20 protein-coding genes and 2 pseudogenes are annotated in these 24,720 nt (G+C 71.5%); 5 read left to right on the top strand and 17 right to left on the bottom strand.

Going from position 1 to position 24,720, the window contains the following annotated elements; translation table 11 throughout:
• Nucleotides 1-108: 108 nt before the first annotated feature.
• Nucleotides 109-753, bottom strand: a pseudogene (locus HCN51_RS51220) (DUF4158 domain-containing protein); the annotation flags it as partial.
• Nucleotides 754-1,593: 840 nt separating this feature from the next.
• Between HCN51_RS51220 and wrbA the strand changes: the two are divergent.
• On the top strand, nt 1,594-2,199 hold the full coding sequence (gene wrbA, locus HCN51_RS51215) for an NAD(P)H:quinone oxidoreductase (RefSeq protein WP_168020293.1): 606 nt from the start codon (nt 1,594-1,596) through the stop codon (nt 2,197-2,199).
• Nucleotides 2,200-2,223: 24 nt separating this feature from the next.
• Nucleotides 2,224-2,628 (top strand): FtsX-like permease family protein, encoded by a 405-nt coding sequence (locus HCN51_RS51210; protein WP_168020291.1) that lies wholly within the window; start codon nt 2,224-2,226, stop codon nt 2,626-2,628.
• On the opposite strand, the gene HCN51_RS51205 is transcribed toward HCN51_RS51210, so the two are convergent.
• From HCN51_RS51205 to HCN51_RS58635, 11 genes and pseudogenes are all read right to left on the bottom strand, one after another.
• A complete protein-coding gene (locus HCN51_RS51205) occupies nt 2,570-4,219 on the bottom strand; it encodes a Na+/H+ antiporter (protein WP_168020289.1) in 1,650 nt (549 codons plus the stop codon). The two genes, HCN51_RS51210 and HCN51_RS51205, sit on opposite strands and share 59 nt — an antisense overlap.
• 24 nt (nt 4,220-4,243) lie before the next feature.
• Nucleotides 4,244-5,311, bottom strand: a complete 1,068-nt coding sequence (locus HCN51_RS51200) for a PQQ-dependent sugar dehydrogenase (RefSeq protein ID WP_206068882.1) — start codon at nt 5,309-5,311, stop codon at nt 4,244-4,246.
• 127 nt (nt 5,312-5,438) lie between these two features.
• Nucleotides 5,439-6,227, bottom strand: coding sequence for an SDR family NAD(P)-dependent oxidoreductase (locus HCN51_RS51195; protein ID WP_168020287.1), 789 nt, complete (start codon nt 6,225-6,227; stop codon nt 5,439-5,441).
• Nucleotides 6,224-7,588 carry an amidohydrolase family protein gene (locus HCN51_RS51190; protein ID WP_346434106.1) on the bottom strand — a complete coding sequence of 455 codons (1,365 nt, stop codon included), beginning with the start codon at nt 7,586-7,588 and terminating at the stop codon, nt 6,224-6,226. The genes HCN51_RS51195 and HCN51_RS51190 overlap by 4 nt, the downstream gene beginning before the upstream one ends.
• 13 nt (nt 7,589-7,601) lie before the next feature.
• A complete protein-coding gene (locus HCN51_RS51185) occupies nt 7,602-8,171 on the bottom strand; it encodes a flavin reductase family protein (RefSeq protein WP_168020276.1) in 570 nt (189 codons plus the stop codon).
• A gap of 59 nt (nt 8,172-8,230) precedes the next feature.
• On the bottom strand, nt 8,231-9,004 hold the full coding sequence (locus HCN51_RS51180) for an SDR family oxidoreductase (protein WP_168020274.1): 774 nt from the start codon (nt 9,002-9,004) through the stop codon (nt 8,231-8,233).
• A 51-nt stretch (nt 9,005-9,055) separates the two neighbouring features.
• The gene (locus HCN51_RS51175) at nt 9,056-9,904 is read right to left on the bottom strand and encodes an oxidoreductase (RefSeq protein ID WP_168020272.1); all 849 of its coding nucleotides are present in this window, start codon (nt 9,902-9,904) and stop codon (nt 9,056-9,058) included.
• Between the two features lie 12 nt (nt 9,905-9,916).
• A complete protein-coding gene (locus tag HCN51_RS51170) occupies nt 9,917-10,756 on the bottom strand; it encodes an SDR family NAD(P)-dependent oxidoreductase (RefSeq protein ID WP_168020254.1) in 840 nt (279 codons plus the stop codon).
• A gap of 99 nt (nt 10,757-10,855) precedes the next feature.
• Nucleotides 10,856-11,491, bottom strand: a pseudogene (locus tag HCN51_RS51165) (carboxylesterase family protein); the annotation flags it as partial.
• A gap of 15 nt (nt 11,492-11,506) precedes the next feature.
• Entirely contained in the window at nt 11,507-12,502 is a 996-nt protein-coding gene (locus HCN51_RS51160) for an amidohydrolase family protein (protein ID WP_346434105.1), read from the bottom strand.
• A complete protein-coding gene (locus tag HCN51_RS58635; RefSeq protein ID WP_206068881.1) occupies nt 12,499-12,741 on the bottom strand; it encodes a hypothetical protein in 243 nt (80 codons plus the stop codon). The genes HCN51_RS51160 and HCN51_RS58635 overlap by 4 nt, the downstream gene beginning before the upstream one ends.
• A gap of 48 nt (nt 12,742-12,789) precedes the next feature.
• Here HCN51_RS58635 and HCN51_RS51150 point away from each other — a divergent pair, with 48 nt between their 5' ends.
• Nucleotides 12,790-13,248: a hypothetical protein gene (locus tag HCN51_RS51150; protein ID WP_240974112.1), complete on the top strand. Its 459-nt coding sequence runs from the start codon at nt 12,790-12,792 to the stop codon at nt 13,246-13,248.
• 82 nt (nt 13,249-13,330) lie between these two features.
• Here the strand turns inward: HCN51_RS51150 and HCN51_RS51145 are convergent, their stop codons facing one another.
• A complete protein-coding gene (locus HCN51_RS51145; RefSeq protein WP_168020242.1) occupies nt 13,331-13,819 on the bottom strand; it encodes a DUF6326 family protein in 489 nt (162 codons plus the stop codon).
• 360 nt (nt 13,820-14,179) lie between these two features.
• Between HCN51_RS51145 and HCN51_RS51140 the strand changes: the two genes are divergently transcribed.
• Nucleotides 14,180-14,854 carry a TetR/AcrR family transcriptional regulator gene (locus HCN51_RS51140; protein ID WP_168020240.1) on the top strand — a complete coding sequence of 225 codons (675 nt, stop codon included), beginning with the start codon at nt 14,180-14,182 and terminating at the stop codon, nt 14,852-14,854.
• Nucleotides 14,855-14,987: 133 nt separating this feature from the next.
• Here the strand turns inward: HCN51_RS51140 and HCN51_RS62790 are convergent, their stop codons facing one another.
• From HCN51_RS62790 to HCN51_RS51130, 3 genes are all read right to left on the bottom strand, one after another.
• A complete protein-coding gene (locus HCN51_RS62790; RefSeq protein WP_206068880.1) occupies nt 14,988-16,499 on the bottom strand; it encodes a glycoside hydrolase family 2 protein in 1,512 nt (503 codons plus the stop codon).
• Between the two features lie 8 nt (nt 16,500-16,507).
• Nucleotides 16,508-18,637 carry a discoidin domain-containing protein gene (locus HCN51_RS58625; protein ID WP_206068879.1) on the bottom strand — a complete coding sequence of 710 codons (2,130 nt, stop codon included), beginning with the start codon at nt 18,635-18,637 and terminating at the stop codon, nt 16,508-16,510.
• 65 nt (nt 18,638-18,702) lie between these two features.
• Nucleotides 18,703-22,911, bottom strand: coding sequence for a GH92 family glycosyl hydrolase (locus HCN51_RS51130; protein ID WP_168020238.1), 4,209 nt, complete (start codon nt 22,909-22,911; stop codon nt 18,703-18,705).
• A 434-nt stretch (nt 22,912-23,345) separates the two neighbouring features.
• Here HCN51_RS51130 and HCN51_RS51125 point away from each other — a divergent pair, with 434 nt between their 5' ends.
• Nucleotides 23,346-24,038 carry a hypothetical protein gene (locus HCN51_RS51125; RefSeq protein WP_168020236.1) on the top strand — a complete coding sequence of 231 codons (693 nt, stop codon included), beginning with the start codon at nt 23,346-23,348 and terminating at the stop codon, nt 24,036-24,038.
• On the opposite strand, the gene HCN51_RS51120 is transcribed toward HCN51_RS51125, so the two are convergent.
• Nucleotides 24,027-24,680, bottom strand: coding sequence for a TetR family transcriptional regulator (locus tag HCN51_RS51120; protein ID WP_168020234.1), 654 nt, complete (start codon nt 24,678-24,680; stop codon nt 24,027-24,029). The two genes, HCN51_RS51125 and HCN51_RS51120, sit on opposite strands and share 12 nt — an antisense overlap.
• Between the last annotated feature and the right edge of the window lie 40 nt (nt 24,681-24,720).

The raw sequence follows: 24,720 nt of genomic DNA, 5'->3' as shown, positions 1-24,720 counted from the left end.
TAGCGGCCACGTCTGGGTCGACTGGTGCGGCAACAACAACAGATGACCGCTGGCGCCGATGAGGGGCCCGGAGGACCTGGCGGTCCTCCGGGCCCCGGTCATCGGGGATCAGCACTCGCCGCTCCACCGGGCCCGCACGATTGCTGGCCACGGCGGGACGCGACGGCACGGCCCGGATGTGGCGGATCGCCGACCGGCACCGTCCCGAGCCGCAGCTCGGCCGGCTTCACCGGCGCCACCCGGTGCGGTCCACCGCCCGGTGCCCAGCCCCAGCACGTACGAGGTGCGATCCAGCGCCTGCTCCGTCCCGGTGCCCGACAGCCTGGTCACCGCCGTACGCATCCACTCCAGAGTGGAGACCTTCCTGCCATCCGGCACCTGCAGGGTCGCCTCCAGTTCGGCCCGGCGCACCTCGGTGTCCAGCTGGGACAAGGTGGTGATGCCAGGCAGCAGCACCCGGTTGATGATCAGCCACAGCACCGCCCGGTCGAACAGCTCCCGGCGCGAGTCCCGGCTCTTGCGCACCCGAGAGGTGATGAACGTCGCCACCTTCTCCTCTGCGGCTGAGAGCTCGCGATAGCAGAGCATGGTCCCGATCTTGGAGGCATGCTCGTACGGCGTCTGCGGGCGGTCGCCGTACGACTTCGCCACCGAGACGTCGGAGATCCCCAACGGCTCGGCCACGTACTCCACCACCACCCGCGGCACGTCGGCCGGCCCGGAGTCGGTCAGGAACGTGCCGAGCATGCGCCCCGTGCCCCACTGGGGGGATCAGCCCAGGCGGTTGTGCGAGCGCCGTTTGTCCCGCGCTTCCTTCAGCGCGGCGGCGTCCAGGAAGAGGAAACCGCTCCAGTTCTTCCGGCGTCGGGTCCGCCACGAACCGGCAATACCGGTCAACTTGTGCGGCGGACAAATCCTCCGGCGCCCACAAGCCGTTACACTGCGCGCATTCTGGATTACTATCAGCTGGTTCGTCCAGATCGAGCCGGGCTCGCTCGATGCTCTCCCGCCATGATCCCGACGCCCTCCATGGCCCGCATACCAGGCGCTCGGAGGCTTCGCGAGATTTCCGGCCGAATATGACCAGGACCGCATCCCGGCGTCGGGGGCGTGGTCAGCGTCCTCGGCCTCTTCTGGCCAAAGGACCGGCGCCTGGCGGCCTATGCGGATCGACCACCGGGGAGGGCCGCATCACCGCTACGTCTGCTCTCGCACCATCGGTCCCTGACCTGGGCCCCCGGAAGCACGGCCGTATCGATGCCGCCACTCGCCTCGCCCCCGACTCATCACCCGAGCCGAGCCGGCGGAGAATCCCGGCAGCTAACGAGCTGTATCAACGAACCCATTCCTGACCTGGGGTGACGTAGGGTCCGATGCTGAAGGTTGTCACTTCAAAGGTCACCCCTTCCCGCAGTGAGCCGGCCACGGCTGTCCCCTCCGCAGGATCCAGCCGGGCCGCGCCGAGCGGTGCGGCCGAACCCGGTTAAGCAATTGTCGCCGAGGCCGAAGACGAGGCGGCATCGCCATGCTTGATGGACGCACGCGGCAGCGCAGTACTCGAAGCCGCAGGACGAGCGAGGAGTCCCCATCACCATGGACAGAACCATCAACGTGGCTGTCATCTACTATTCCGCTACAGGAACCGTCTTCCAGCTTGCCAAGGCCGCCGCCACCGCCGCAGAGAAGGCCGGGGCCGACGTCCGGCTGCGAAAGGTGGCCGAGCTGGCCCCCGAGGAGGCGATCGCCACCAACCAGGGATGGTCCGACCACGCCATGGCCACCCAGCACATCGTGACCGCGGCCTTGAACGATCTGGAGTGGGCGGACGTGGTCCTCCTCGGTGCGCCGACGCGCTACGGCCTGCCGGCCGCGCAGATGAAGCAGTTCATCGACACCACCGGCCCGCTGTGGAGTCAGGGGCGGCTGGTGAACAAGGTCTGCTCGTCCTTCACCGCCAGCGCCACGGCGCACGGCGGCCAGGAGAGCACCATTCTCGCCATGAACAACACGTTCTACCACTGGGGCTGCGTCATCGTTCCGCCAGGCTACGCCGACCCCGTCCAGTTCCAGGCCGGTAACCCGTACGGCACCAGCCACGTCTCCCAGAATGGCGAGATTCCGCCCGGTGAGATCCAGCTCTCGGCGATGGAATTCCAGACGCGCAGGACCATCGAGATCGCTCAAGCACTCGTGCGCTGAGGGCATCTCGCGTCCGCAACCACCATGAGCACCTCCACGCCGCTGGTCGTGCTCGGGCTGGGCGGTTTGTACGCGTTCATCGGCATCATCAATTCCGTGGTGATCGCCGGGTCGGAGCGGCGGAGCGAGTTCGCGGCGGCGCGGGCGGCCGGTCTGACACGGCGCCAGGTCGTCCGGATGGCACTGATGGAGAGCTGGGCGGTGGCCGTGGCCGGGCTGTTGCTGGGTTGCTTGGCCGCCACTGGGACGCTCACGGCGGCGCTGGCCGTCACGAGCGGCGTCACCGGGGTTGCGACGGTGGCTGTTCCCCGACCGCTCGCGGGCGGCGTGCTGGCAGGCGTGCTGCTGGCGACCGGGGTGACGAACGTGCTCACGACCCGTGCCGCTCCGCGTCCCGCTCTGGTGTCGCTGCTGCGGACCCGTGAGTGACGCTGCCGTCGCGCACCTCGGCCGGCGCGGCTCGAGCGTTGTCCTGGTCTTCGTCGAGGCGGAGTTGTTCGGCGTCCAGCCGGGCCTGCAGGTGGCGCAGGACGATGTCGTCGATGTGCCGGTGGTCGCGGAGCCGGATCAGGGTGGCGCGCTGTACTTGGAGCAGGGCCAGGCGCAGCCGCCGGGCATGCTCGGCCGTCTCCGCCTGGCCGTGGCGTCCGGAATCCGCGAGCTCGCGGGCGAGCGCGTCGGCGACGGGCGCGGGGGTGCCGAGGCGGGCGGCCTGCTCGGGGAGGGCGGTCAGGGCGGCGCGGGTGATCTCACGTACGGCCAGGCGCTCCTCCTCGGCCTGGGTGGGGTCGGCGGGCAGGCGGGCCCAGCGGATGAGGGCGGGCAGCGGCGGTCCGAGCAGGACCAGGCTGATCAGGATGACGACGGTGGTGATGAACACGATGACGTCGCGATCGTGGACGGGCAGCCCCTGCGCGGTCAGGGCGGGCACGGACAGGGCCGCGGCCAGGGAGATGGCGCCGCGCATGCCGGCCCAGGCGAGCGGCAGCCGGTGCCGGGCCGCGATGCGCCGGTCGCGCTGGCCGGGCCGCCGGTCAAGGAGCCGCACCAGGTAGGGGACGGTGTAGAACCACAGCAGGCGCACGCCGATGACGACAGCGCTCACCCCCGACGCGAGCAGCAGCGCGTGCGGCAACGCGAAGGACGCCAGGCCGCGCACCGCGGCCGGGAGCTGCATACCGACCAGGACGAACAGTGCTCCGTTGAGCAGGAACGTGGTGACCTCCCAGAAGGAGACGGCCTGCAGACGGGCGGTCGGCGGGATGAGCCGGGGGCCGGCCTGGCTGAGGGCCAGGCCGCAGGTGACGACCGCCAGGACGCCGGAGGCGTGCAGCAGTTCGGCGGGCAGGAAGGCGGCGTAGGGGGTCAGGACGCTCAGGCCGCTGTTGAGCATGGGGTCGCGCCAGCGGCGGCGGATGAGGACGATGATCCCGGCGGCGGCGAGCCCGGTGGCGATGCCGCCGGCGTAGGAGAGGGTGACGCGCAGCGTGGTGCCGCTCCAGGAGAATGGCACGCCCTCCACGGCCGCTTCGAGCGCGACCGCGAGCAGCACCAGCGCGGTGGCGTCGTTGATCAGGGATTCGGCGCGCAGCATGGTGACGGTACGGCGGGGCAGGCCGCCGGCCACCGCGGCCACGGCCACCGCGTCGGTGGGGCCGAGCACGGCGCCCAGCACGAAAGCCAGGGGCCAGGACAGCCCGGCCGCGTGGGCCAGGACCGCTACCGCCGCCGTGGTGAGCACGACCAGGCCGGTGGCTTGCAGGGTGATGGAGCGCAGGTTGGCCCGGATCTCGCGTAGCGAGGTCGTCAGGGACTCGTAGTACAGCAGAGCCGGCAGGAAGAGGAACAGCACGACCTCGGGCGGCAGCGGGATGTCGCCGAAGCGGGGCAGCAGCCCGATCAGGGCCCCGCCGGCCAGCAGCAGCATGGGCTCGCTGAGCCGGAATCTCCTGGCGAGCCAGGTCAGGGCCAGCACGGCCGTCACCACGACGACCACGATCTCGATGCTTCGGTGGCTCATCGGCGGGGTTTCCTCGAAGGGTCGTCACTGGTGGGGCACAAGGCGGATGAGACGGCCGGGGGCGGCGTCCTCGACGTACCAGACGGTGCCGTCGTCGGCCACGGCGACGTCCCGGGTGCGGCTGCCCATGTCCCAGCGTTCGGCTTCGCGGGCGCGGCCTGCGGCATCGATGGTGACGCGGACCAGGGACTCGGAGGCCAGACCGGCGAGCAGGAGGGAGCCGTCCCAGGCGGGGAAGGCGTCCCCGTAGGAGAAGGCCATGCCGCCGGGACGCAGCAGGTTGAGCTCGTCGCCGCCCTGCGGGCCCATCTCGCTCTGCCACAGGCTCCCGTCCGGGGCGTGTGCCAGGCCGTAGCTGGTGCGGTGGCCGCTGGTCCAGACCTGGCCGCGCACGCCGCCCGCGGCGGCGTCGGGGTTGTCGGCGGGGGTGGAGCCGTCAGAGTTGAGGCGCAGCACCTTGCCCAGGGAACGGTCGCCGTCCTGGGCGCCGGACGGGTCGGTGGAGTTGCGGGCGGAGTCACGGACGGCCAGGAACAGGTGGCGGCCGTCCGGGGAGAAGGTGATGACGCCGCCCCAGAAGCTGCCGTTGTTCCTCTCCTGCCGCCAGATGATGTCGATCGCGGTCAGGCGCGCGGTGGCGCCGCTCTCGTCCAGCCGGGCCCGGGCCAGGCGCAGACCGCCGTCGGGGCCGGGCGCGGAGTAGGTGAAGTAGAGCAGGTGGTCGGTGGCGTGGCCGGGCGAGACGGCGATGTCGAGCAGGCCGTTCTGGATTCCGGCGGAGACGGGCGGGATCCCGTCGACCGGTTGGACGAAGCCGCCTGTGGTGATCAGGAGGAGTCTCCCGGCTCTCTCGGTGACCAGGACGCGGCGGTCGGGCAGGAAAGCGAGAGCCCAGGGCGTGTTCAGGGTGGCGATGGTGACCGGTTCGAACGGACGGCTCTGGCCGGTATCGTTCTGATCGGTGGTGCTGGGGACGGCGATGGCGGGGGTGGTGACGCCGGGACCGGCGGGTGCCGCGGTGCCGGCGCAACCGACGATCATGATGAGGGCCAGGGCCGCACCCGCCAGGACGGTCGGCACGGTTCGTGGCATGGTTTGTTCCTTCTCCAGGTGGGGTGCGCGGGTGCGGGGTGCGCCTCCCGCCGGTGGCCGCCGCCGATGGCGAGGGTGGGGAGCGGCCGGCGGCGGGATCGTCGAGCCCGCCGGGCTGGGCCGAGGGTCAGAGCCAGGGACGCAACAGGCGGGTGGTGGCCTGGCGCAGCGCGTCCTGCGCGGTGTGATCGCGGGCCTGGCGGCCCGGCCGGGCGGGCTCGCCGTCGTCCAGATAGGTGCCGGCGGGCAGGCTGGGGGCGGTGGCGGCCTGGACGACGTTGCGGGCGCCGTGGCCGGTGGGGGCGCCGCCGGCGCCGTACATGGCGTGCAACAGGCCGGTGCTGATGACGCCGGGACTGATGGCCACGATCGCCGGGCCGGGGTGGCGGGCCTGCCACAGGGCGTGCATCACCATGGCGAGCTTGGAGCGGGCATAGGCGATGGTCGGGCTGTAGGGGTGGCGTTCCAGGCCGAGGTCGTCGGCGTCGAGACTGGCGGACAGGTGGGTCGCCGAGGCCACGTGCACCACCCGGCCGCCCCGCAGGAGCGGCGCGAGCCGCTCGGTGAGCAGCACCGCGGCCAGATAGTTGACCTGGAAAGTGATCTCGTGACCGTCGCGGCTGAGCGACCGGGCGGGCGGCCCCGGCCGGCCCGCGTTGTTGATCAGCACATCGACGTGGCCGGTCAGCTCGCCGACGCGGTCGGCGAGCGCGGCGGCCTGGCCGAGGTCGCCGAAGTCGCCGGGCACGTAGTCGATCGGGGCCGGTGCGGGCAGCTCCGCCAGCAGGGGCTCGACGGCCGGGCGGGGCTCGGGACCATGCAGGATGAGCCGGTGACCGGAGCGGGCGAGCAGCCGGGCGGTGGCCAGGCCGATGCCGCTGGTCGCGCCGGTCAGGACGATCGTGCGGGCGGTCATGACCGGTGGCCCGCGGCGTGCAGGACACGGTCGCGGGAGGCGCGCACGTCCTCGCGCAGCGCGGCCGGATCGACGTCCAGGACGGTCCCGGCCCACTTGCGGACCCGGCCGGCGATGAAAACGGCGTCGATGTTGCGCGCGTCAGAGCCGAGGACGAGGGTGCCGATGGGGTCGTTGAGCGGCATGTTGTTGAGGTCCTCGGCGTGTACGACGAGCACGTCGGCCTGCTTGCCCGGAGTGAGGGAGCCGGTGACGTCACCCAGGCCGATGCTCCTGGCGCCCTGCAAGGTGGCGAAGTCGAGCACGTCGGCCACGCCGATCCGGGCGGGCTGCTCGCCGGTGCCGTAGGCGGCGTGGGCGGCGCGCATGCGCTGGATGGCGTGCAGGGCGCGCATCTGGGTGAACATGTCGCTGGCGAGGGCGACTTCGACGTCGATGCTCAGGCCGGGGCGGATGCCGGCGGCGAGTGCCTCGTCGATGGCGGGGATCGCGCTTTCCAGGCCGATCTGGGCGTCGGAGGTGGGGGCGAGCGCGACGCCGGCGCCGGTGTCGGCCATCGCCTGCCAGGCCTGGGGGGTCAGGCCGGTGCAGTGGATGAGGCAGACGTCCGGGCCGAGCAGGCCCTGCCTGGCCCAGCCGAGGATGGCCTGGGAGGAGGCCGGGCCGAAGACGGCGTCGATGCTGACGCCGATGCCGAGGTCGCGGGCGGTGCGGGCGAGATGCTCTCCGTAGGCGAGGTCGGGGCCGGCGACCTCGTCGGTGGCCAGGGCGGCCAGGCGCAGGGTGAGCAGGGGGTTGCCGGCGATGTGGGTGTCGTGCAGGCGGGTCAGGTCGGCGGGCCACTGCCCGTCCCAGTCACCGAAGTGCGGGCGCATGGAGGCGTGCACGCCGCGGATGCCGGTGTCGGCCAGCGCACGGACGGCGGCGTCGGAGTGGGCGGCGGTTCGGGAGTTGTGGGAGAAGTCCAGCATGGTGGTGATGCCGCTGTCGATGGCGGTCAGCGCGGCCAGGCGGGTGCCGACGTACATGTCCTGCGGCTGGTAGGCGGGGGCGAGGCCGGCCAGGGTGGAGGTGACGTACTCGCCGAGGTCGTTGACGTCCGGCATGATGCGGCGCAGTTGCGCCTCCCAGGCGTGGCGGTGGGTGTCGACGAAGCCGGGGGCCAGGACGGCGCCGGTGACGTCGATGACCAGCGCGTCGCCTGCCGGCAGGTCCGCGCCGACGGCGGCGATCCGGTCGCCGTCGATGAGCAGGTCGCCCCGGGGCAGGACGCCCAGCTCCGGGTCCATGGTGACGACGGCGGCTCCGGTGAGCAGGATGCGGCGGCCGGGACGGCGCAGTTCGTCCAGGGTGGGGGTCACGGCGTTGTCTCCTTCAGGGCTGGGTGAGGTACTGCCACTTGGTCATGCGGTGGCGCAGGTCAACGGTGGCGGCGTTGGCGGAGAAGGTGCCGTCGCCGCGGTGGTGGAACTCGCCCGCGCCGCGCCGGTCCGGGTCGATCCAGGCCCGATCGGCGCGCAGGATCCACAGGTGGTGGTCGCCGGCGAGCCGGTCGTCGGCCACCGTGCACTCGAGGTTGGCGAAGCACTCGGCCACCAGCGGCGCCTCCACGGTGGCGGCGGGAACGGGCGTGAAGCCGAAGCGCCGCCACTTGTCGGTGTCGCGGCCGCAGGTGTTGCCGACGTCGACCACCCGCTCGGCCAGGTCGACGGACGGGATCGCCAGGACGCACTGCCCGCGCTCGCGCAGGGCGGCGTAACTGTGGTCCCACGGGCCGACGATGAGGCCGATGAGCGGCGGCTCGTGCGAGACGGGCATGTTGAAGCCGTTGGTCATCAGGTTGGCCCGGCGGCCGTCGAAGGTGGACACGAGCAGGACGGGCCCGGGTTCGATGAGCCGGTGCACGTGCTCCAGCGGGTAGGGGATGAATCCGGCGGGATCCATGAGGTGCTCCTTGGTCCGGCCGGCCCGGCTCTCCGAACGGAGCCGGGCGGGAGGCGGGGTCAGACGGCCTGCGCGGTGGGCAGGATGGTGATCTCGGTGAGGTTGACGTGGCGGGGTGCGGCGGCGATGAAGGCCACCGTCTCGGCCACGTCAGCCGATCGCAGCGGGTCGATCTCGGTGAGCAGCCCTTCCATGAGGGCGCTGGCGTCGGGGTCGGTGACGTGGCTGGGCAGTTCGGTGTCGACCATGCCGGGCTCGATCGTGGCCACCCGGATGTTCTTCGGACCGAGTTCGACGCGCAGCAGCCGGGTGAGGTGGCTGATGTAGGCCTTGGTGCCGGAGTAGACGGAGAACTTCTCCAGGATGCGGGTGGCCGCGATCGAGGAGGTGGTGATCAGGTCCGCCGGACGGCCGGAGCCGGCGGCGGCGGTCAGGTGCGGCAGGAAGGCGCCGATGACGTTCATGACGCCGGTGATGTTGAGGTCGATCTGGCGCTGCCAATCATCCTGGCGAAGGTCGGTGATCGGCGAGATGAGCTGGACACCGGCGTTGTTGACCACCAGGTCGGCGGTGCCCAGCCGCTCGGCCACCTCGGCTGCGGCGTCGTTGACGGATTCCCGGCCGGTGACGTCCACGGGAAGGGCGATCGCGGTGCCGCCGGCGGCCTGGACGGTGGCGACCAGGTCGTCGAGCCGATCCTTGCGCCGGGCCATGACGGCGACCTTGGCGCCGAGTCCGGCCAGGCGCAGAGCGGTGGCGGCGCCGATGCCGCTGGACGCGCCGGTGATCACGGCGACGCGGCCGGCGAGCGGGGTTCCGGTGAGTACGGTCATGACGAAGTCCTCCTGAGAATGAGTGCGATCAGTTCTGCGCGGACGGCGAGGTCACGCCTGTCCGCCGCTTTCGGGGAAGTCGGCCGCGTGGGTGGTGCTCTCCCACGCTTCGAATTCCGCGCGCAGGGCCGAGAGCTTGGCCATCGCCGTGTCGTACGCCTCGTTGCCGAGCAGCAGGTGCAGCGGTGGCCTGGGTGAGTGCACGGCGGCCACTACAGCGCGGGCCGCACGGTCAGGATCGCCCGCCTGGCGGCCGACCGAGGCGTGATACGCGCGCCGGGCCGCGCCGGCGGTCGCGTCGTAGTCGTCGATGACGATGGGAGACTCCTGGGAGGAGCCGGCCCATGCGGTGCGGAAGGCGCTGGGCTCGACGAGCATGACGTTGATGCCCAGGGGTTCGACCTCGTGCCGCAGGCTCTCGGACAGCCCTTCCACGGCGAACTTGGTGGCCGAGTAGTAGCCGACCGCGGTGAACCCGGCCAGCCCGCCGATGGAGGTCAGGTTGACGATGAACCCCTTTCCGCGCCGGCGCATGCCGGGCAGGACGGCGTGGATCGTCCGGGAGACGCCGTGGAAGTTGACCTCGAACAGCCGCCGCACGGCGGCTTCCTCACTCTCCTCGACGGCGGCGAAGTAGCCGATGCCGGCGTTGTTGACCAGCACGTCGATCCCGCCGAAATGCTCCTCGGCCCGCTCGACGGCGGCCTGCACGCTGCCGGGGTCGGTGACGTCGAGGGGCAGGATGAGGGCGTCGCCGCGCTCGCTCAGATCGCTGATCCGGCCGGTGTCCCGGGCGGTCACCGCCACGCGGTGACCGGTGTCGAGAAGGTGCTCGGCCAGGCTGCGTCCGAACCCGGTCGAGCAGCCCGTGACGAACCAGGTGTCGTAGTCCCTGCTCATGTCCTGTCCCGGTCAGGCTGCGTCGTCGTGGGCGGTGGCGGCGGACTTCTCGCGCCAGGGGGCCACGTCCTGCTCGATCTGGTCGAGCTTGACCTGGAGCCGCTCCAGGGTGTCCGGTCCCAGATACAGGTGCGTGGGCAGGCTGTCCTGGCGGGTGACCTCGTAGATCAGGGCCGCGCCCTTGACCGGGTCGCCGAGCTGGGCGTGGTTGGCGGTGCCGGCCCAGTCGAGGGTGACGTGCGCGGGCGTGCCGTCGTAGTCGGCGATCCGGTGCGCGGCCACCGACAGGGAACTGGCGTCCAGGAAGTCGGTACGCAGCACGCCCGGCTCCACCACCATCGACTGGATGCCGAACGGCGCCAGTTCCTTTGACAGCGCCTCACTGATGCCCGCCACCGCGAACTTCGAGGCGGAGTACAGGCTGACCCCGGGCTCGCCCTCGAAGCCCGATCGCGAGCCGATGTGCACGAGCTTGCCGGAGCCCTGGCGGCGCATGACGGGCAGCACGGCGCGGGTCATGTCGATGAGGGCGAAGACGTTGAGGTCGAACAGGGAGCGGGCCTCGGCGTCGGTGATCTCCTCCAGCGCGCCGAGCAGGCCGCGGCCGGCGTTGTTGACGAGCACGTCGATCCGGCCGAACCGGTCCACGGCGGCCTGGACGGCGGCCGGGATGGCGGCGCTGTCGGTGACGTCCAGGGCGACGGTGAGCACGTTGCCGGCCTTGGCGAGGTCGTCCGGGACGCGGGCCGGGTTGCGGACCGCGATGACGACGTCGTCGCCCTGGGCGTGGGCGGTGCGGGCGATCTCGGCGCCGAGCCCGCGGGATGCTCCGGTGATGAACCAGGTGGCCATGACGGTGTCCTTCGCTTCCGTTCCGATTGGCTGACATTTGTGAGTTTGCCCAGGTCAGCGAGGCGGAAGAAGGTCGGGAGTTTCCTGGGAGTGATGTACCTAGGAACTGGGCCGCGATAGCCGTAGCGCACCGAGATTCTCATGCCGGACCATGAGCGCTCCGCTACCGGGCCGGTGAGAGCATTGAGGATCTGCGTGAGGCCACAGAGCTGACCAGCCGGGCGAGCGGTGCCGGCAGACCAGGTGCCGGGCGGGGGCGTGGTGGGCCGCGACGATCTCGTCGGCGGGGCCGCCGGCGATCTCCTGGGTGTCCGGGCCGTCGTGCCCGATGGCGGTGAACAACCGGGTCTCCTCGGCGGTCGTGGCCACCAGCAGCGGCACCTGCGCGGGGTTCCGGCCGCCGAGCGCCGCGACGGCCGCCGCCGTCCAGGCGCGGGCGCGGCCGGGGGTGAGGAGGCCGTACGGTGCGGGGCTCATGGCCGCGGCCCTGGCGAACAGCCCGGGAGCGCAGGTCATGAGGGCCGGCACGCAGGTGCTCCCGGCGGAGTGCCCGGCCAGGGTGACCCGGCCGGGATCGCCTCCGAACGCCGCCACGTTCTGTCGCACCCACCGCAGGGCGGCGATCTGGTCGCGCAGGGCGAGGTTGGCGGGCACGCCGTCGCCGTACCGGAGCCCGGGCAGCCCGAGCCGGTCGTTGACGGTCACCACGACGATCCCGTGGTCACGGGCGAGGGCGGTGCCGTCGTACCGTCATCGGGCGAGCCCGAGGAAGGCCGTGGCGTTGCCGCCGAGGACGGCGGCGCGGGCGGCGTCGTCCAGTTCGGGGCAGGCTTTGACGACCGCGCCGGGCTCCAGCTCGCCCAGCGGGAACGGGAAATCGGTGCCCAGCAGCACCCGCTCGGCCCCCATCACCTCCACCAGCAGCCGCAGGGCGCGCGGGTCGAACACGGCCGAGTCGACGAAGAACCGGTCGGTGTACGCCGACGGCGGCCGGGGCGAGTGCGCGCGGACGAGGTCGCGGTTGTGCCAGGCGTTGTCGGCGCGTCCGAGCAGGAAGGCGAAGCTGCCCCCGCCGTGGCAGAAGCACAGCCGCAACGAGCGCGGCAGCCGTTCGAACGCGCCGGAGAGCATCAGTGACAGGATGCCCAGCTGCGTCTCGGCGGCCATGCCGACCAGCCACGGCAGCATGTGGCCGGCCATGCGGTCGGCGCCCAGCATGTCCCAGGGGTGCACGAGCACCGGCATGTCCTGCTCGGCGCAGTGCGCGAGGAACGCCACGATGTCGGGGTCGTCCAGGTTGCGCGGGCCGACGTGGTTGCCGATGTGCACGCCGCGGTGCCCGGCGGCCTTGGCCTCGGTGACGGTTCTGGCGGCCAGGTCCGCGTCCTGCAACGGCACCTGGCACAGCGGCAGCAGCCGGTCGGGGGCCTGCGCGCAGTAGGCCAGGATGCGGTCGTTGACCATGGCGCACCACTCGGCCGCGCGGGATGCGTCGGCGGCGTAGCCGAACAGCAGCGGCGTCGAGGAGACCACCTGCACGTCCACGCCGGTTTTGTCCATGGCGGCCACGCGGGCCCCGGCGTCCCACAGCTCCGGCGTGACGGGGCGGTAGTCGTCCTCGCCGCTCATCATCATGTCGTCGCGCAGCCAGGGCTCGCCCGCTCCGGCGAGCGTCCTGGCCTCCTCGCGGGAGATCCGCGGGAAGACGTGCGTGTGGACGTCGATCACCGGCACCGGACCAGTCACCGGGCCACCGGCCGCAACTCGTCGGGCCAGTCCTTGCCGGGGTGCTCGGCGCCGCAGTGCGGGCAGGTGCGCTCGTCGATCCAGTTCTGGAGGTTGAAGGGGGGCATCATGGCCGGCTCCTTTGCGGCAGGGGGGGCGATGCAGGAGATCTCGATGAGCAGGCGGGGGTGCGGAAGCTGGTGGACGGCGACCGCGAAGCCGCCGTCGGGGCGGCGCGAGCTGGTGCCGGAGCCGAACACGACCTCACCCGCCCGTCTGCGTGCGGGAACCGGTCACGGGGGCGGGCCTTGCCCTCGACCAGCAGAGCGTCGTTCGTCATCGGGTGGTCACCTCCACGTGGCCGAGCCCGCAGGTCGCGCAGGTTCGGCACCCGCCAGATCGACGGCGCGCTGTGCGCGCTCGGCGCGGGAGCCGGCAACTCTTTCACCGAGGTGCCGGTGGCGACCTTCGAACGGCTCGGCATCCCCACCGGCGTGGACGTGCAAGGTGCGCTGGCCGCCGCCGAGGACATCGTCAAGCCGTTTCTGCACCGCCTGCCGTTCGCCGACCGCTCGGCGATCACCCAGGGCTGTGCCGGGGTGTACTCCAGCTCCCTGCTGCACGGCGAACGCGCCGCCGAGCGGGACGGCGTCCCCGCCCACGAGATCCTCCAGCGGGTGGGCGAAGCCGGATACGTCGGCGGCCAGGAAGACTTGATCATCGACGTCGCCCTCCAGCTCGTTTCCGAACGCGACCGAGCCACCTGACGGAACGGAGAGAGGGCCCCCGGGACGCTCTGGGCCTTGGGAGCCCTCTCGCCGGGGGATCACCGGAACACGGCGCGGACGCCTACGGTCGAAGGTCCTGTCGAAGGTCGGTCGTCGCGGGACCGGCTGAGGCGGCGCGGGTCCGGGGCCAGGTCCAGGCGGAGCGCAGGATGAAGGCCAGGAGCAGCACCTCGATCCCGATGGAGAGGCCGTAGAAGGGGGCCCAGTTCCAGGACTCGCCTGCCGCGTTGAACACCGAGTAGGGGATGGAGAGCGCTGCGACGACGAGGTTCGTGGCGCGGTTCACCCGGGCGGGCAGCGTCATGGAGAGCATCACCATCAGGGACGGGATCGCCACGGACGCGAGCATCATGGTCAACAACGTCGGGCTGATGTCGAACTCGAAGACGACGCCGGCGCGGAGGTTGTCGATGACGCCGGGCTTGTGGAGGTGGAAGTAGTCGACGTAGATGTAGAGGAACATGAAGCTGGCCCATGCGGCGGCGAGCTTGGCCTGCACGGGGACCGGCGGGTTGTCGAGCAGGTCCGGGGTTTTCGTTCGGATGGTCATCGGTTCTTCTTTCGAGAGGAGCGGTCCCTCCGCCGGAGTGGCGGCAGGGATGTACCGAGGCCGCGCCCACCTGCACGAGCCCATCGCCTCGACCGGGCAGCGGTAGCCCGGACCTCGGACGGATCGAGCGCTGAGGGCAGGCCGTAGCGGTGCCGGTCGGCGGCCCGCGTCGTCGTCGCCCCGGCGGGACTCGCCCCCGGCGCCAGGCGTCCTTCGGCATCCGCTCGCTGTTGGATTCCCACAGAAGCCTCCGCACGTCCGAGCTGCGACTCTCGCTGGTTCGTACATCGTACGTCGTACGATGTACGATGACTGGAGGTCGAACGACTGTCAAGCCGTTCGAAGGACCGAGGAGACCCGTTGTCGGCAAGGGAACGACGCCAGGCCGCGTCAGATGCGGGGCTGAGCAAGCAGCGGGTGGTGGCCGAGGCGGTCCGGCTCGCCGACCGCGAGGGGGTCGGCGAGCTGAGCATGCGCGGGCTGGCGCGCGCGCTCGGCGCGGGCGCGATGTCGCTCTACTACTACGTGGCGAGCAAGGAGGAGTTGCTGGACGCCATGATCGACGTCGTGTTCGAGGAGATCGAGCTCCCGCCTGAAGGGACCGACTGGCGGTCAGCGATGCGACGTCGGGCGATATCCGCCCGGCAGGTTCTCGCACGCCACCCGTGGGCGATCGGCCTCATGGAGTCGCGGACATCGCCGGGGCCCGCGAACCTCCACCACCGCGAAGCGGTCACCGCCTGCCTGCGGAGGGCCGGCTTCCCGGTCTTGATGGCGACGCACGCCAACTGGTTGCTCGACAGCTATGTCTACGGTTTCGCTCTGCAGGAAGCCGGCCTGCCGTTCGACACCGCCGACGAGTTCGCGGACATGGCCGAGCACGTCTTCCTGCCCCGGCTTCCTCCTGACGAGTTCCCCTACCTCAACGAGTCCGCCTCGGTGCTCGCCGCTGCCGGCTACGACCCGGCGGAGGAGTTCACCTTCGGCCTCGACCTCGTCCTGGCCGCCCTCGAGTCCCTGAGAGTGCCTACGTGAGCCTCCATCCGTGATGTCGTCAGGTGATCGGGTGGATGTTGTCGTGTTACTCCAGGTCGCCGCCCGGGCCGAGGCGATCATCCGCGCCCGCGACGCCGGGCCGGGCCTTGAGGGGGAGCGGCTGCGGGGACGTTCATGCACGTGCACGGGTTGAGACCAGGGCCGTGCGATAGCCCTGGGCCGTCACCTCCAGGTCACCCCGGCGGCGCTGCCCGCGCGGGCAGGTGATGGTGATGTCCCGTCGCTCGCCGGGCAGGAGCCACAGGAAGTTGCCGGAATAGGTGGCAGGGAGCACCCGATCGCCCGATCGGTGGTCGCGCAGGGACATCCGTACCATGGGCGCGATCACGTCGCCGCTGTTGCGGAGGTTCACGGTGATCTGCAGCCGGCCGTCCCGCTCGGAAGTGCGTCCGCCGGTCAGGTGCAGCCGCGCGCCGGACAGCCGGTTCAGGGCGAGCAGGTCCTGTGGTTCGCCGTAGCGCCAGTAGGTGTTCTCCGACAGGGTCCTGCCGCCGGGGCCGAGCAGGCGCAGCCGGACCAGGTGCAGCGGGGGAGCGGCCGGCGGCCGTTCGAGGGTGAAGGCCGGGGCGGTGGCGGACGCGGCCAGGTCGATCACGGCGCGCTTGCGTCCGGCCAGCGGCCTGCCCGTGAGGTCGAGCACGTCGCCCTCGACGACCGCGCCCCGCAGCGGGTCGCGGGTGTGGTTGACGGCGAGGACTTCCCAGGTGCGGGGGTCGGCTTGCACGTGGTACGGCTCGCAGCCGGCTCGGGCGCCGTAGTAGGCGCCGTTGACGTCGAGGTCGTAGTCGTAGGTCTGCCAGACCGTGCTGTGCCAGGCGGGGTTCGACATCCACAGCAGCAGGCCGCTCGCGTCGCTCCACAGGTGGGCGTTCCAGGCTTCGAACATGGCGCGCATGCTCTCGAAGTTCACGAACTGGGCCTTGGCGCAGAACTCTTCGAGAGAGCCCGACTCGCCCAGCCGTTCGTCGATCGCCGCCTTGTAGCTCTGCGGATGCTGGCCGCCGCGCGTGGCCCAGTCATGGTGGTTCCACACCGTGCTGATCGGCCAGCCCTCCTCGTCCCCGACGAGGTTGCGCATGCTTTCGACCACCGGCACCGTCGGGATGCCGATCTCGGTGTGGAAGCCGAACGTGCCGTGCGCGTAGGTGGCGGCCGAGAAGTACTGCCGCGGGTCGATCCAGGCGTACGGCCCGCTGCCGCTGACGATGCCGGAGGCGGAGTTGCTGATGTAGAGGACGTCGGGGTGCTCCTCGGCGACGGCCCGCCGCCCGCCCTCGTCGATCTCACCCGACGGCGTGCCCTCGTTGGCGCCGCACCAGACCACGATGCACGGGTGGGACCGGTAGCGGCGGACGGTGTCGCGCACGTGCTCCAGGTACAGGGCGTGGTCCGGCGGGTCGAGGAACCAGGCGTTCCAGAAGTCGTTCCACACCAGCAGCCCGTTCTCGTCGCAGCGGGCGTAGAACTCCTCCCGGTTGCTGCTGCCGAGCCAGTTGCGGATCATCGTGAAGTTCATGTCGCGGTGCAGCTCGATGACCGCTTCCATGCGGCCGTTCTGCATGCGGCGCAGCAGTTCGTCCCAGCCCCAGTTGCCGCCGCGGCACAGGACGGGCACGCCGTTCACGGAGATCTTCAACTGCTGCGGGCGTTGCTGACGGGTGTGACGTCGGTCCAGCTCTGGCCGTCCTGGGAGACCTGGACGGTGAAGGTCAAGGCGTAGGCGGTTTCCCACAGCAGCGTGATCCGGTCGAAGTCCGTCTCCTTGCCCAGGTCGAGCTGGATGTACTGGTTGTCGGAGTACGCCGACGACCAGCGGGTGTCGGGATCGCCGTCCACGGCGTTTCCCGCCGCGTTGGCCGGAGAGTCCGTCGACGAGGCGGTGGCCACGGCGTTCAGCGCGAGGTCCACGCCGGGGTTCCGCCGGTCGACGACCGACAGGGTCCACAACGACACGCCCCAGTTCGTGGCGCGCTTACCGGCCTGGATACGGACATGGCGGGCGCGCTGACGCGGGAGGTCGACGTGCTGCTGCACGCGGTTGGCGCCCGGCTCGAACCTGATGGGATTCTCGGACTCGTAACGTACGTCGCGCAGCCCCACACGGCGCGTGCGCCGGTCGCTGATCGCCTCGCCGGCCAGGACGGTCAGGTCGAGGTCGTGCAGCGCCGGCTCGCCGTACCCGTTGGGCCACCACAGTCGCGGGTCCGCCACGCGCAGGGCGGGGAAATCCTCAGGTGCGAAGACCACGTCGACGCTCGCGCCGCCGCCGACCTGAACGGTGCGCTCCACGTGGATGCCGCCGAGCCTGGCCCGCACCTTGACGGTCTGCGCCGCCGGCGCCACGTTGCGCACCGGGACGGTGAGCGTGACCTCGGCCCTGGAGCGGTCGGGCAGGCCGGGAAGGGACGTCTTGACGTGCGGGTCGCCCAGGAGCACCGGGCCGGTGGAGCGCAGGCGGACGTGGTTCCAGATGCCCATCACCCGGTCGCGCACCGCCGGCATCCAGTCCCAGCCGGACACGGCCAGGTAGGTCGGGCCGTTGCGCATCATGATGTCCGACCCGGCGTCGGCGTAGGCGTTGCCGTCCGATCCTCTGTCGCCGGGGCTGCCGGGGAAGGGCATCGGGTCGATCCGTACGGCGAGAACGTGCTCGCGGTCGTCGGCCAGCTGCCGGGTCACGTCGAAGGCGCCGCGCGCGGACGGGTGCGTCAGCTCTCCCACCTTCGTGCCGTCGAGCCAGATCTCGGCGTGGTGGTTGATGCCGTCCAGCTCCAGCCAGACGCGGCCACGAGCCGGGAAACGCCTCGGCAGTGTGAAAGCCCGCCGGTACCACCAGGAGTTGCGGCTGAGCGCTTCCGGGCAGCGCAGGTTGTCGAAGCCCCGCACGGGGTCCGGGAGGTGGCCCTCCGCGACGAGCGAGGCGAGGATGGTGCCGGGCACCTGCGCGCGCAGCCACCGCGAGGTGTCCACGCCGGGCGCGGAGAGCGCGGCGCCGTCTTCGGTGCCGGCGAACTCCTGGAGGGTCACGTTCCAGCCCGACTCGATCGGGACGGTGCCGTCGGCCTCCACCCGCAAGGCGGGAACGGGCCTGGCGCCGCTGGTCCAGTCGGTCCACCCCGTCGCCGCGGGCCTGGTGCCGAGAGCCGTGCCGTGGACCTGGAAGGAGTTGAGGCCGAGCGGATGGGGGTGGGAGCGCGAGAGGCCCACCATGCGTACCCAGCGGGTCGTCACGGGCTGGGCGAGGGTGATCTCGACGGTGCCGCCGGTGTTCGTGCTCGCCTCGTGGACCGGCGTCCACTGCTGTCCGTCCGGCGAGGACTCGATGCGGAAGGCCGTGGCGTAGCTGGACAGGACCTCCCATCCGGTGGTGCCGTTGCGGGGGTTGTTGACGTCGCCGGACGGCTGGTAGACCTGGTCGCCTTCCGCCGTCTCGAAGACGAGCGTGATCGCTTCGACGCGGCAGGGTCCTTGGAGATCGACGGCGATCCACTGCGCATCGCCGTCTTCGGCCCGCCAGCCGCTGCCGTACACGTTGCGGCGGGCCATGCGGTCGACGACGAAGTGGGCGGGGGTGGGCGCGTAGGCGGTCGAGGAGGCTCGTACCGGCCGGTAGAGGGCGAGGTCGGAGGCCTCGCCGGCCGCCGCCGCGGGTCGCGGCGGCGCGCCGGTCAGGCTCACGGCGGCGAGCACGGCCGCGCCCGATCGCAGGAACGTCCGCCGGGACGGGCCGCCGGAGTCGGCGATGGTGGGATCATCACGCACGAGGGGCTCCTTGGGGTTTTGTTCAAAGGCCGGGGCGCTGTTCGGAAAGCCGAGGGGGTGGCGGGTCAGCCGGTGGTCTCCAGGCGGACTCCCGCCAGCCAGCCGCCCCAGCCGTCCTGCGGGAGACTGTCGGAGATCTTCAGATACAGGTTCGATCCGTCGCCGCCCGCCTGCTCGCGCAGCCGCGCCAGGTCGACGGCCCGCTGGTCGCGGTTGCCCTGGAAGATGACGGGGTTCGGCTCCCGCAGGACGGTCGTCCAGGTCCGGCCGTCGGCGGAGGCCTCGACGAGGAACTGGTTGGCGAGGTCCAGGGTCACCGTGCCTGTGGTCACCCCGGCCGGCACCGGCAGCCGGTAGGTGAAGGATCGCCGCTCGTCGGCATAACGGGCCTGCCCGCCGGCGCCGTCGCCGGTCAGCTGCGAGCCGTTGTCGTCGACCAGCACACCCTCCTCCGAGGCGGTGCCTGGCTCGATCTCGGTGACGTCGCCGACGACCCGGGCCGTGCCCTCGCCGGCCACGGCCCAGCCGTTCCAGCGGGCGGTGACCCGGATCGGCTGAGCGCCGGGAGCGGCGTCGGCGGCGGCCGTCACCTCGACGGTGACCGTGGCCGATGCGCCGGGGGCCAGGCCGGGCACCCTGGTGCTGCCCGGCCGGGCGGACCAGGACGCGGGCACGGCGACGGTCAGATCCGGCGCGAGCGTGGAGTCCCCGGTGTTGGTGAGCGTCACCTCGACCGGCCCGGTCGTTCCCGGGCGGAGCGCGACGTCGGCCACGCGCACCTGGAGCGGGGAGGACGGGATGGCGTCACGGGTCAGCAACTCGATCTCCGCCAGGGAGAGCGCCGCCTGCCCGGCGGCGCCGGTGAAGCGGAACCGGTACTGCCGCATCTTCGCCGGATGCCTGATCTGGAAGGGTCTGGTCTGGTTGCGCCAGCGGAACCGCTCCCCGTCCCGCTCGTCCAGCTTCTTCCATCGCCTGCCGTCCCGCGAGCCTTCCAGAACCCAGTGGCCGGGGTCCTGCTCGGCGGAGGTGGTGCCGGAGGTGAACGTGTAGAACTCCACGCGGGTGGCGTCGCCGCCGTTGACGCTGTACCGCACGGTGGTGCCGGGTCCGTCGAGCACGGCGGCCGTGCGGGAATCGTCGTCGAACAGCTTGCCGACGTCGCCGCCCACCGCCAGACCGCGGTTCTGCCCGGTCACGTCGTGCAGCGGGCGGGGGCGCTCGCCGACCCGGGTCATCGAGTCCGGCACGTCGCGCGCGCCGGTGCCCCAGCGGGACGGCTCCGGCCCCATGGTGAAGCGGAGCCGCCCGCCGTCGGCCAGCTCCCGGTGGGAGATGGACGTGGACGTGTGAGGCCTGCCGTCCACCGTGAGCGCCTGCACGTAGCCGTTCCCGCGGCTGGTGCCGGGCGCCTCGATCACCAGATCGCCGCCGGGCAGGTGGAGGGTCGCCTGCTCGAACAGGGGCGAGCCGATGGCGTACTGGCCGGTGCCGATCTGCAGCGGGTACAGGCCCAGGGCGCTGAAGACCCACCACGCCGAGGTGGCGCCGTTGTCCTCGTCGCCGGGGTAGCCCTGCCCGATCTCCGAGCCGAGCCAGCCACGCTCCACGGCCTGCCGGACCTGCTCCTGCGTCTTCCACGGCTGCTGGGTGTAGGCGTACATCCACGGGATGTGGTGGGAGACCTGGTTGGGGATGCTCCACTGGCCGAGCCGCAGGTCCCGGGTCTCGCGCATCTCGTGGATCACCCAGCCGTAGGAGCCGGGGAGCTTGGCCGTCTCGGGGGTGGCGAAGAACGTGTCGAGCTTGGCCGCCAGGCCGTCGCGGCCGCCGTACAGCTCGGCCAAGCCCTGGCCGTCGTGCGGCGCAGGGAACGCCTCGTTCCAGCCGTTGGCCTCGGTGTAGTCGTGATCGTTGCCCCACACGCGCGGGTCGTACTCTTGCGGTGGGGTCGTCCACGTCCCGTCGGCGGACCGGCCCTGGAAGAAGCCGGCCGACGGGTCGAAGACGTCGACGTAGCCCTGGGACCGGTTGCGGAAGTACGCCGCCTCCTCGCGCAGGCGCCTGCGCTCGGGACCCGGCGTGCCGCGCTTGCCCGCCATGGACTCGGCCATGGCGGCGATCCCGAAGTCGTTGACGTATCCGTCCAGGGACCAGGAGAAGCCGGAGGCGAGGTCATTGGGGACGTAGCCGAGGAAGGCCGAGCGGGCCAGCCCGTCACGGCCGACGCTGCCGTCCTCCGGCCGCACGGTCGCGTTCTTCAGGGCCGCGGCGTACGTGTCGGCCGCGTCGATGCCCGGCACGCCCTTGACGTAGGCGTCGGCGAAGGCGGCATCGGAGTTCGTGCCGGTCATCACCCGCGCGTAGCCGGGGGAGGACCACGGTGAGATCCAGCCGCCGTCACGGTACTGCTGGACGAAGCCGTCCACGAGCTCGCCAGCCGTCTCCGGCGCCAGCAGGTAGTACGCGGGCCAGGCCGCCCGGAAGGTGTCCCAGAAGCCGGTGTTGACGTACGCCTTGCCGTCGGCGATCCTGGCGCCCGTCCGCGTCGGCGAGCTCGGCGGGGGGCTCCAGGAGCCGGAGGACTGGACGGCGTGCCGGTAGCGCGGGCGCTCGCGGGTGCCGGTGTTCTCATGGGCCGAGTTCGGATACAGGAACAGCCGGTACAGGTTGGAGTAGAGCGTGATCAGCTGATCGTCACGGGCTCCGCGCACCTCGACGACGCCGAGGCGGTCGTCCCACGCGGACCGGGCGCGGGCGGCGACGTCCTCGAAGCGGTCCGCGGCGGCGATCTCCAGGTCGAGGTTCTTCCTCGCCTGGTCCACGCCGATCAGCGACGTGGCGATCCGCATGGTCACGACGTCCTGGCCGAACGACACGTAGCCGGTCGAGGGCCGCTGCCCCTGGGTGAGCAGGCCACTGCCGGTGATGGGCGCGTCGAAGGTCGCGTACATGTACATGCGGGTCATGCCCGCCGAGATGACCCGGGTCTCCGACCAGCCGGAGACGGTCCCGGCGTTCGCGTCGATCGTGAGCCCGGCCCGGTCGTCGACGTTGTCGAAGATCAGGTGCCGTCCGCCCCCCGCGGGGAACGCGAAACGGAACATCGCGGCATGGTCGGCAGGCGCGATGTCGGTCCGCAGGCCGTTCCGGAACGTGACGGCGTAGTGGTGCGGTGACGCCCGCTCGTCCTGATGGCGGAAGGGCAGCGCCCTGGCCTCGCGGCCCGGATCCGGCACACCGGCGGCGGCCGACGGCATCACCTGGAACGTCTGGCGGTCGCCCATCCAGATGCTCGTCTGGTGGCTGGCCGAGAACGCCTGGATCTCGGGCAGGTTCGCCGCGTTGTTGCCGTCGTGGTAGCGGTACAGCGTGCCCAGGGAGCCGGCGTCGGTCACCGGGGTCCAGAAATTGAACCCGTTGGGCACCGCCGTCGCCGGGAAGGTGTTGCCGCGCGAGTAGTCGCCGTTGGAGTGCGTGCCCCGGGTGGTGATCACCCAGTCTGACGGCCGGGACCGGACGGGCTGGTCACGGCTGCTGTCGATGGCCAGGTCGTCGATCCAGCCGCCGAGGTCCGCCGGTCCCGCAGGGCCGTCGTAGGTGAGCAGGATCTTGTCGATGGTCTTGCCGGCCGCCGCCTTGCCGATGACGGCCGAGCGGCGGTTCCACTGCAACGGGGCCAGGGTCTTGGCGTCACCCTGAGCGCGGGCGGTCAGCCGCACGCCGTGCTGGTCGTCAACGGCCAGCTCGCTGAGCCGCGAGCCGTCGGTGAAGGCCAGGTCGACGGCCACGTACGTGCCGGCGTAGTCCACCGCCGCCTCGTCGAAATCGGGCAGCACCAGGTAGGACAGCTCCGTCTCCGGGCCCACCGGGACGTCGACGTCGGTCAGGACGTGCGTCGCGTGCGCGGGTCCCTGAGGCGTGTGCCGTCCGGTGTAGTGCAGGGCGTGCAGCCCGGTGAACCCGACGTCGGTCTTCGCCGCGTAGGCGCGGTCCGGCCCGTCGTCGACGATCGTGCGAAGGCCCGGTTCCGCGGAGCCCGGGCGGAGCACACCTGAGACGTCGGGTCGGCCACCGGGACCGGTGGCGAGCGTGCCGTCGAGGGACACGTCGCCTTCGAACGAGGTGCTCCAGTCGCCGGGGGCACTCGCCGCCCCGGCGGTGTGCGGCGGCATGATCGCCGGCCCGGCGAGGAGGGACAGAGCGAGGGCGACGGCCAGGGTTGCGGAGGGGCGAAGGGCGGACCAGCACAGACGTAAGGGGGACAGAGTCATGCAGACTCCCGTGCTGAGGGGGTGCGCGGTCGTGCGTGCCGGGATGACATCGTTGTCATCGGATGTGTCATCGAATATGAACGGGGGTGGCGGGTCGCGTCAAGGGCGGACCGCTGCGAAGTGTGGTGCCGCTGGGCCGAGCGAGGCTGCTGGGCGGGGGCGGGGCTGCTCGGCGGGGCGAGGTGGCGAAGGACGTCGGGATCGTGGTGCCGCGGCCCTGGGCGGTCTGTCCTGGGGCCGGCCACCGCCCCCGGCCTCGCGCAAGCCTGAACCCGGCGGACCTACCACCGATATACCGCACATCCACACCGATGACTGGTTCCGCGGCAGGGTCAGCGCCTCCTGCGAGCCGGACGGTTCGCACGACCTGATCAAGAAGATCCAGTGACAACGTCACGCCGGGCAAGTGGCACACCCACTACCCCTACCGAAAGGTGGAGTACAAGAAGAAGTGGCACGTCGATGCCATGTTCGTGGTGCTCCTGACCGGCTGCGGCACCGCGACCGATCAGCCGTCGCCGGTGACCGAGCGCCCGCTGGAGATCGTGGCGGTGTCCGCGGAGGGCGTCGTGGTGGCCGATGACCGGGCACGGGCGTTCTACGGGATGGATCGGTCGGGCAGGGAGGTGTGGCGGGATCCCGAGCCACGTTCGCTCGCGGGCGCGTTCGCGCGATCCGGCGCCCGGATCAGGCGGGTGCCGACCGCACGTAACGCCTCGGACGCCGTGATCATTGAGAGCGACGGCGCGGAAGCGGGCAGCCTGCGGCTGCTCCGCCCCGCGCGGCCCGCGGGCGAGGACGCGCGCATCCGGTTGAAAGGGGCCATGTCCTGGGCGGAGCGCGCCTATATGCTGACCGGCGCGGACAAGCCGGTACCGATCACCACGACCCTCCCGGTTCTCGCTGGATGCGCCGCCGGAACGCAGGGCCTCGTCGTCTGCACCTACTGGCGCGACGGCGACGGCAGGCGCTTCACCGGCCTCCGGGGCGTCGACTCCGCCGGCAGGCAGACGTGGTCACGCGAGATCGCCGCCGAGGCTCAGATCCGCCCATCCGTGTCAGTTGGTTGCCGGATTCGGCATGCTGAGGTGGACCCGCAGGTCACGGGGTATCGCTTAACCTTCTGAGGTCTTCCGCGGGCGGGCGGCGGCCACGCCCTCTTCGGTGGCCGCCGCGTTTCCCCGTACCGCCGCGACCGCCGCGAGGACCAGGTCTTCCAGCGGTGTGGTGCCGTTGCCGCGGGTCCAGGCCTCGCCGGCGACGTCGAGGCAGGTCAGGACGCAGGCTACGATGGCCTCGGCGCGCAGGTCGTGCTCGTCGTCCGGGGCGACCCCGAGGCGGCGGCGGATGTCCGGAGTGAGCAGTGTCTGCCATTGGAGGTGTTTCTCCAGGCTGCGGGCCCGCAGGGACGGGGTGTTGTAGAGCATCTTCGAGATCTCCAACGTGGTCCCGTCGTCCTGGCCGGGCCGTGGCGAGTGGCGCAAGGCGTTGAGCAGGGCCGTCCAGGCGTCCTCGGCGGCGGGCCTGGCCTCCAGTTCCTTGCGGATCGCCTCGCCGTGGGCGGCGAGGTCGCCGAGCACGATGTCCTCCTTGGTGCCGAAGTAGCGGAAGAAGGAGCGCCGGGAGATGCCCGCTGCCGCGGCGATGTCGTCGATCGTCGTCGCCTCGAAGCCACGCTCCAGGAACAGGCTCATCGCGGTCCGGGCGACCTGCGCGTGGACGGCCTGGCGGGTGCGGGCCCAGAGCTTCTGGTCAGGACTGGCTGGCATGCCCGCAGTCTAGCACCTCAGTGACAAATTGACACTCAGT

It is taken from the genome of Nonomuraea composti (genome assembly GCF_012034275.1).
Lineage (GTDB): Bacteria > Actinomycetota > Actinomycetes > Streptosporangiales > Streptosporangiaceae > Nonomuraea > Nonomuraea composti.
This window is presented reverse-complemented; position numbering and strand designations above follow the sequence as displayed.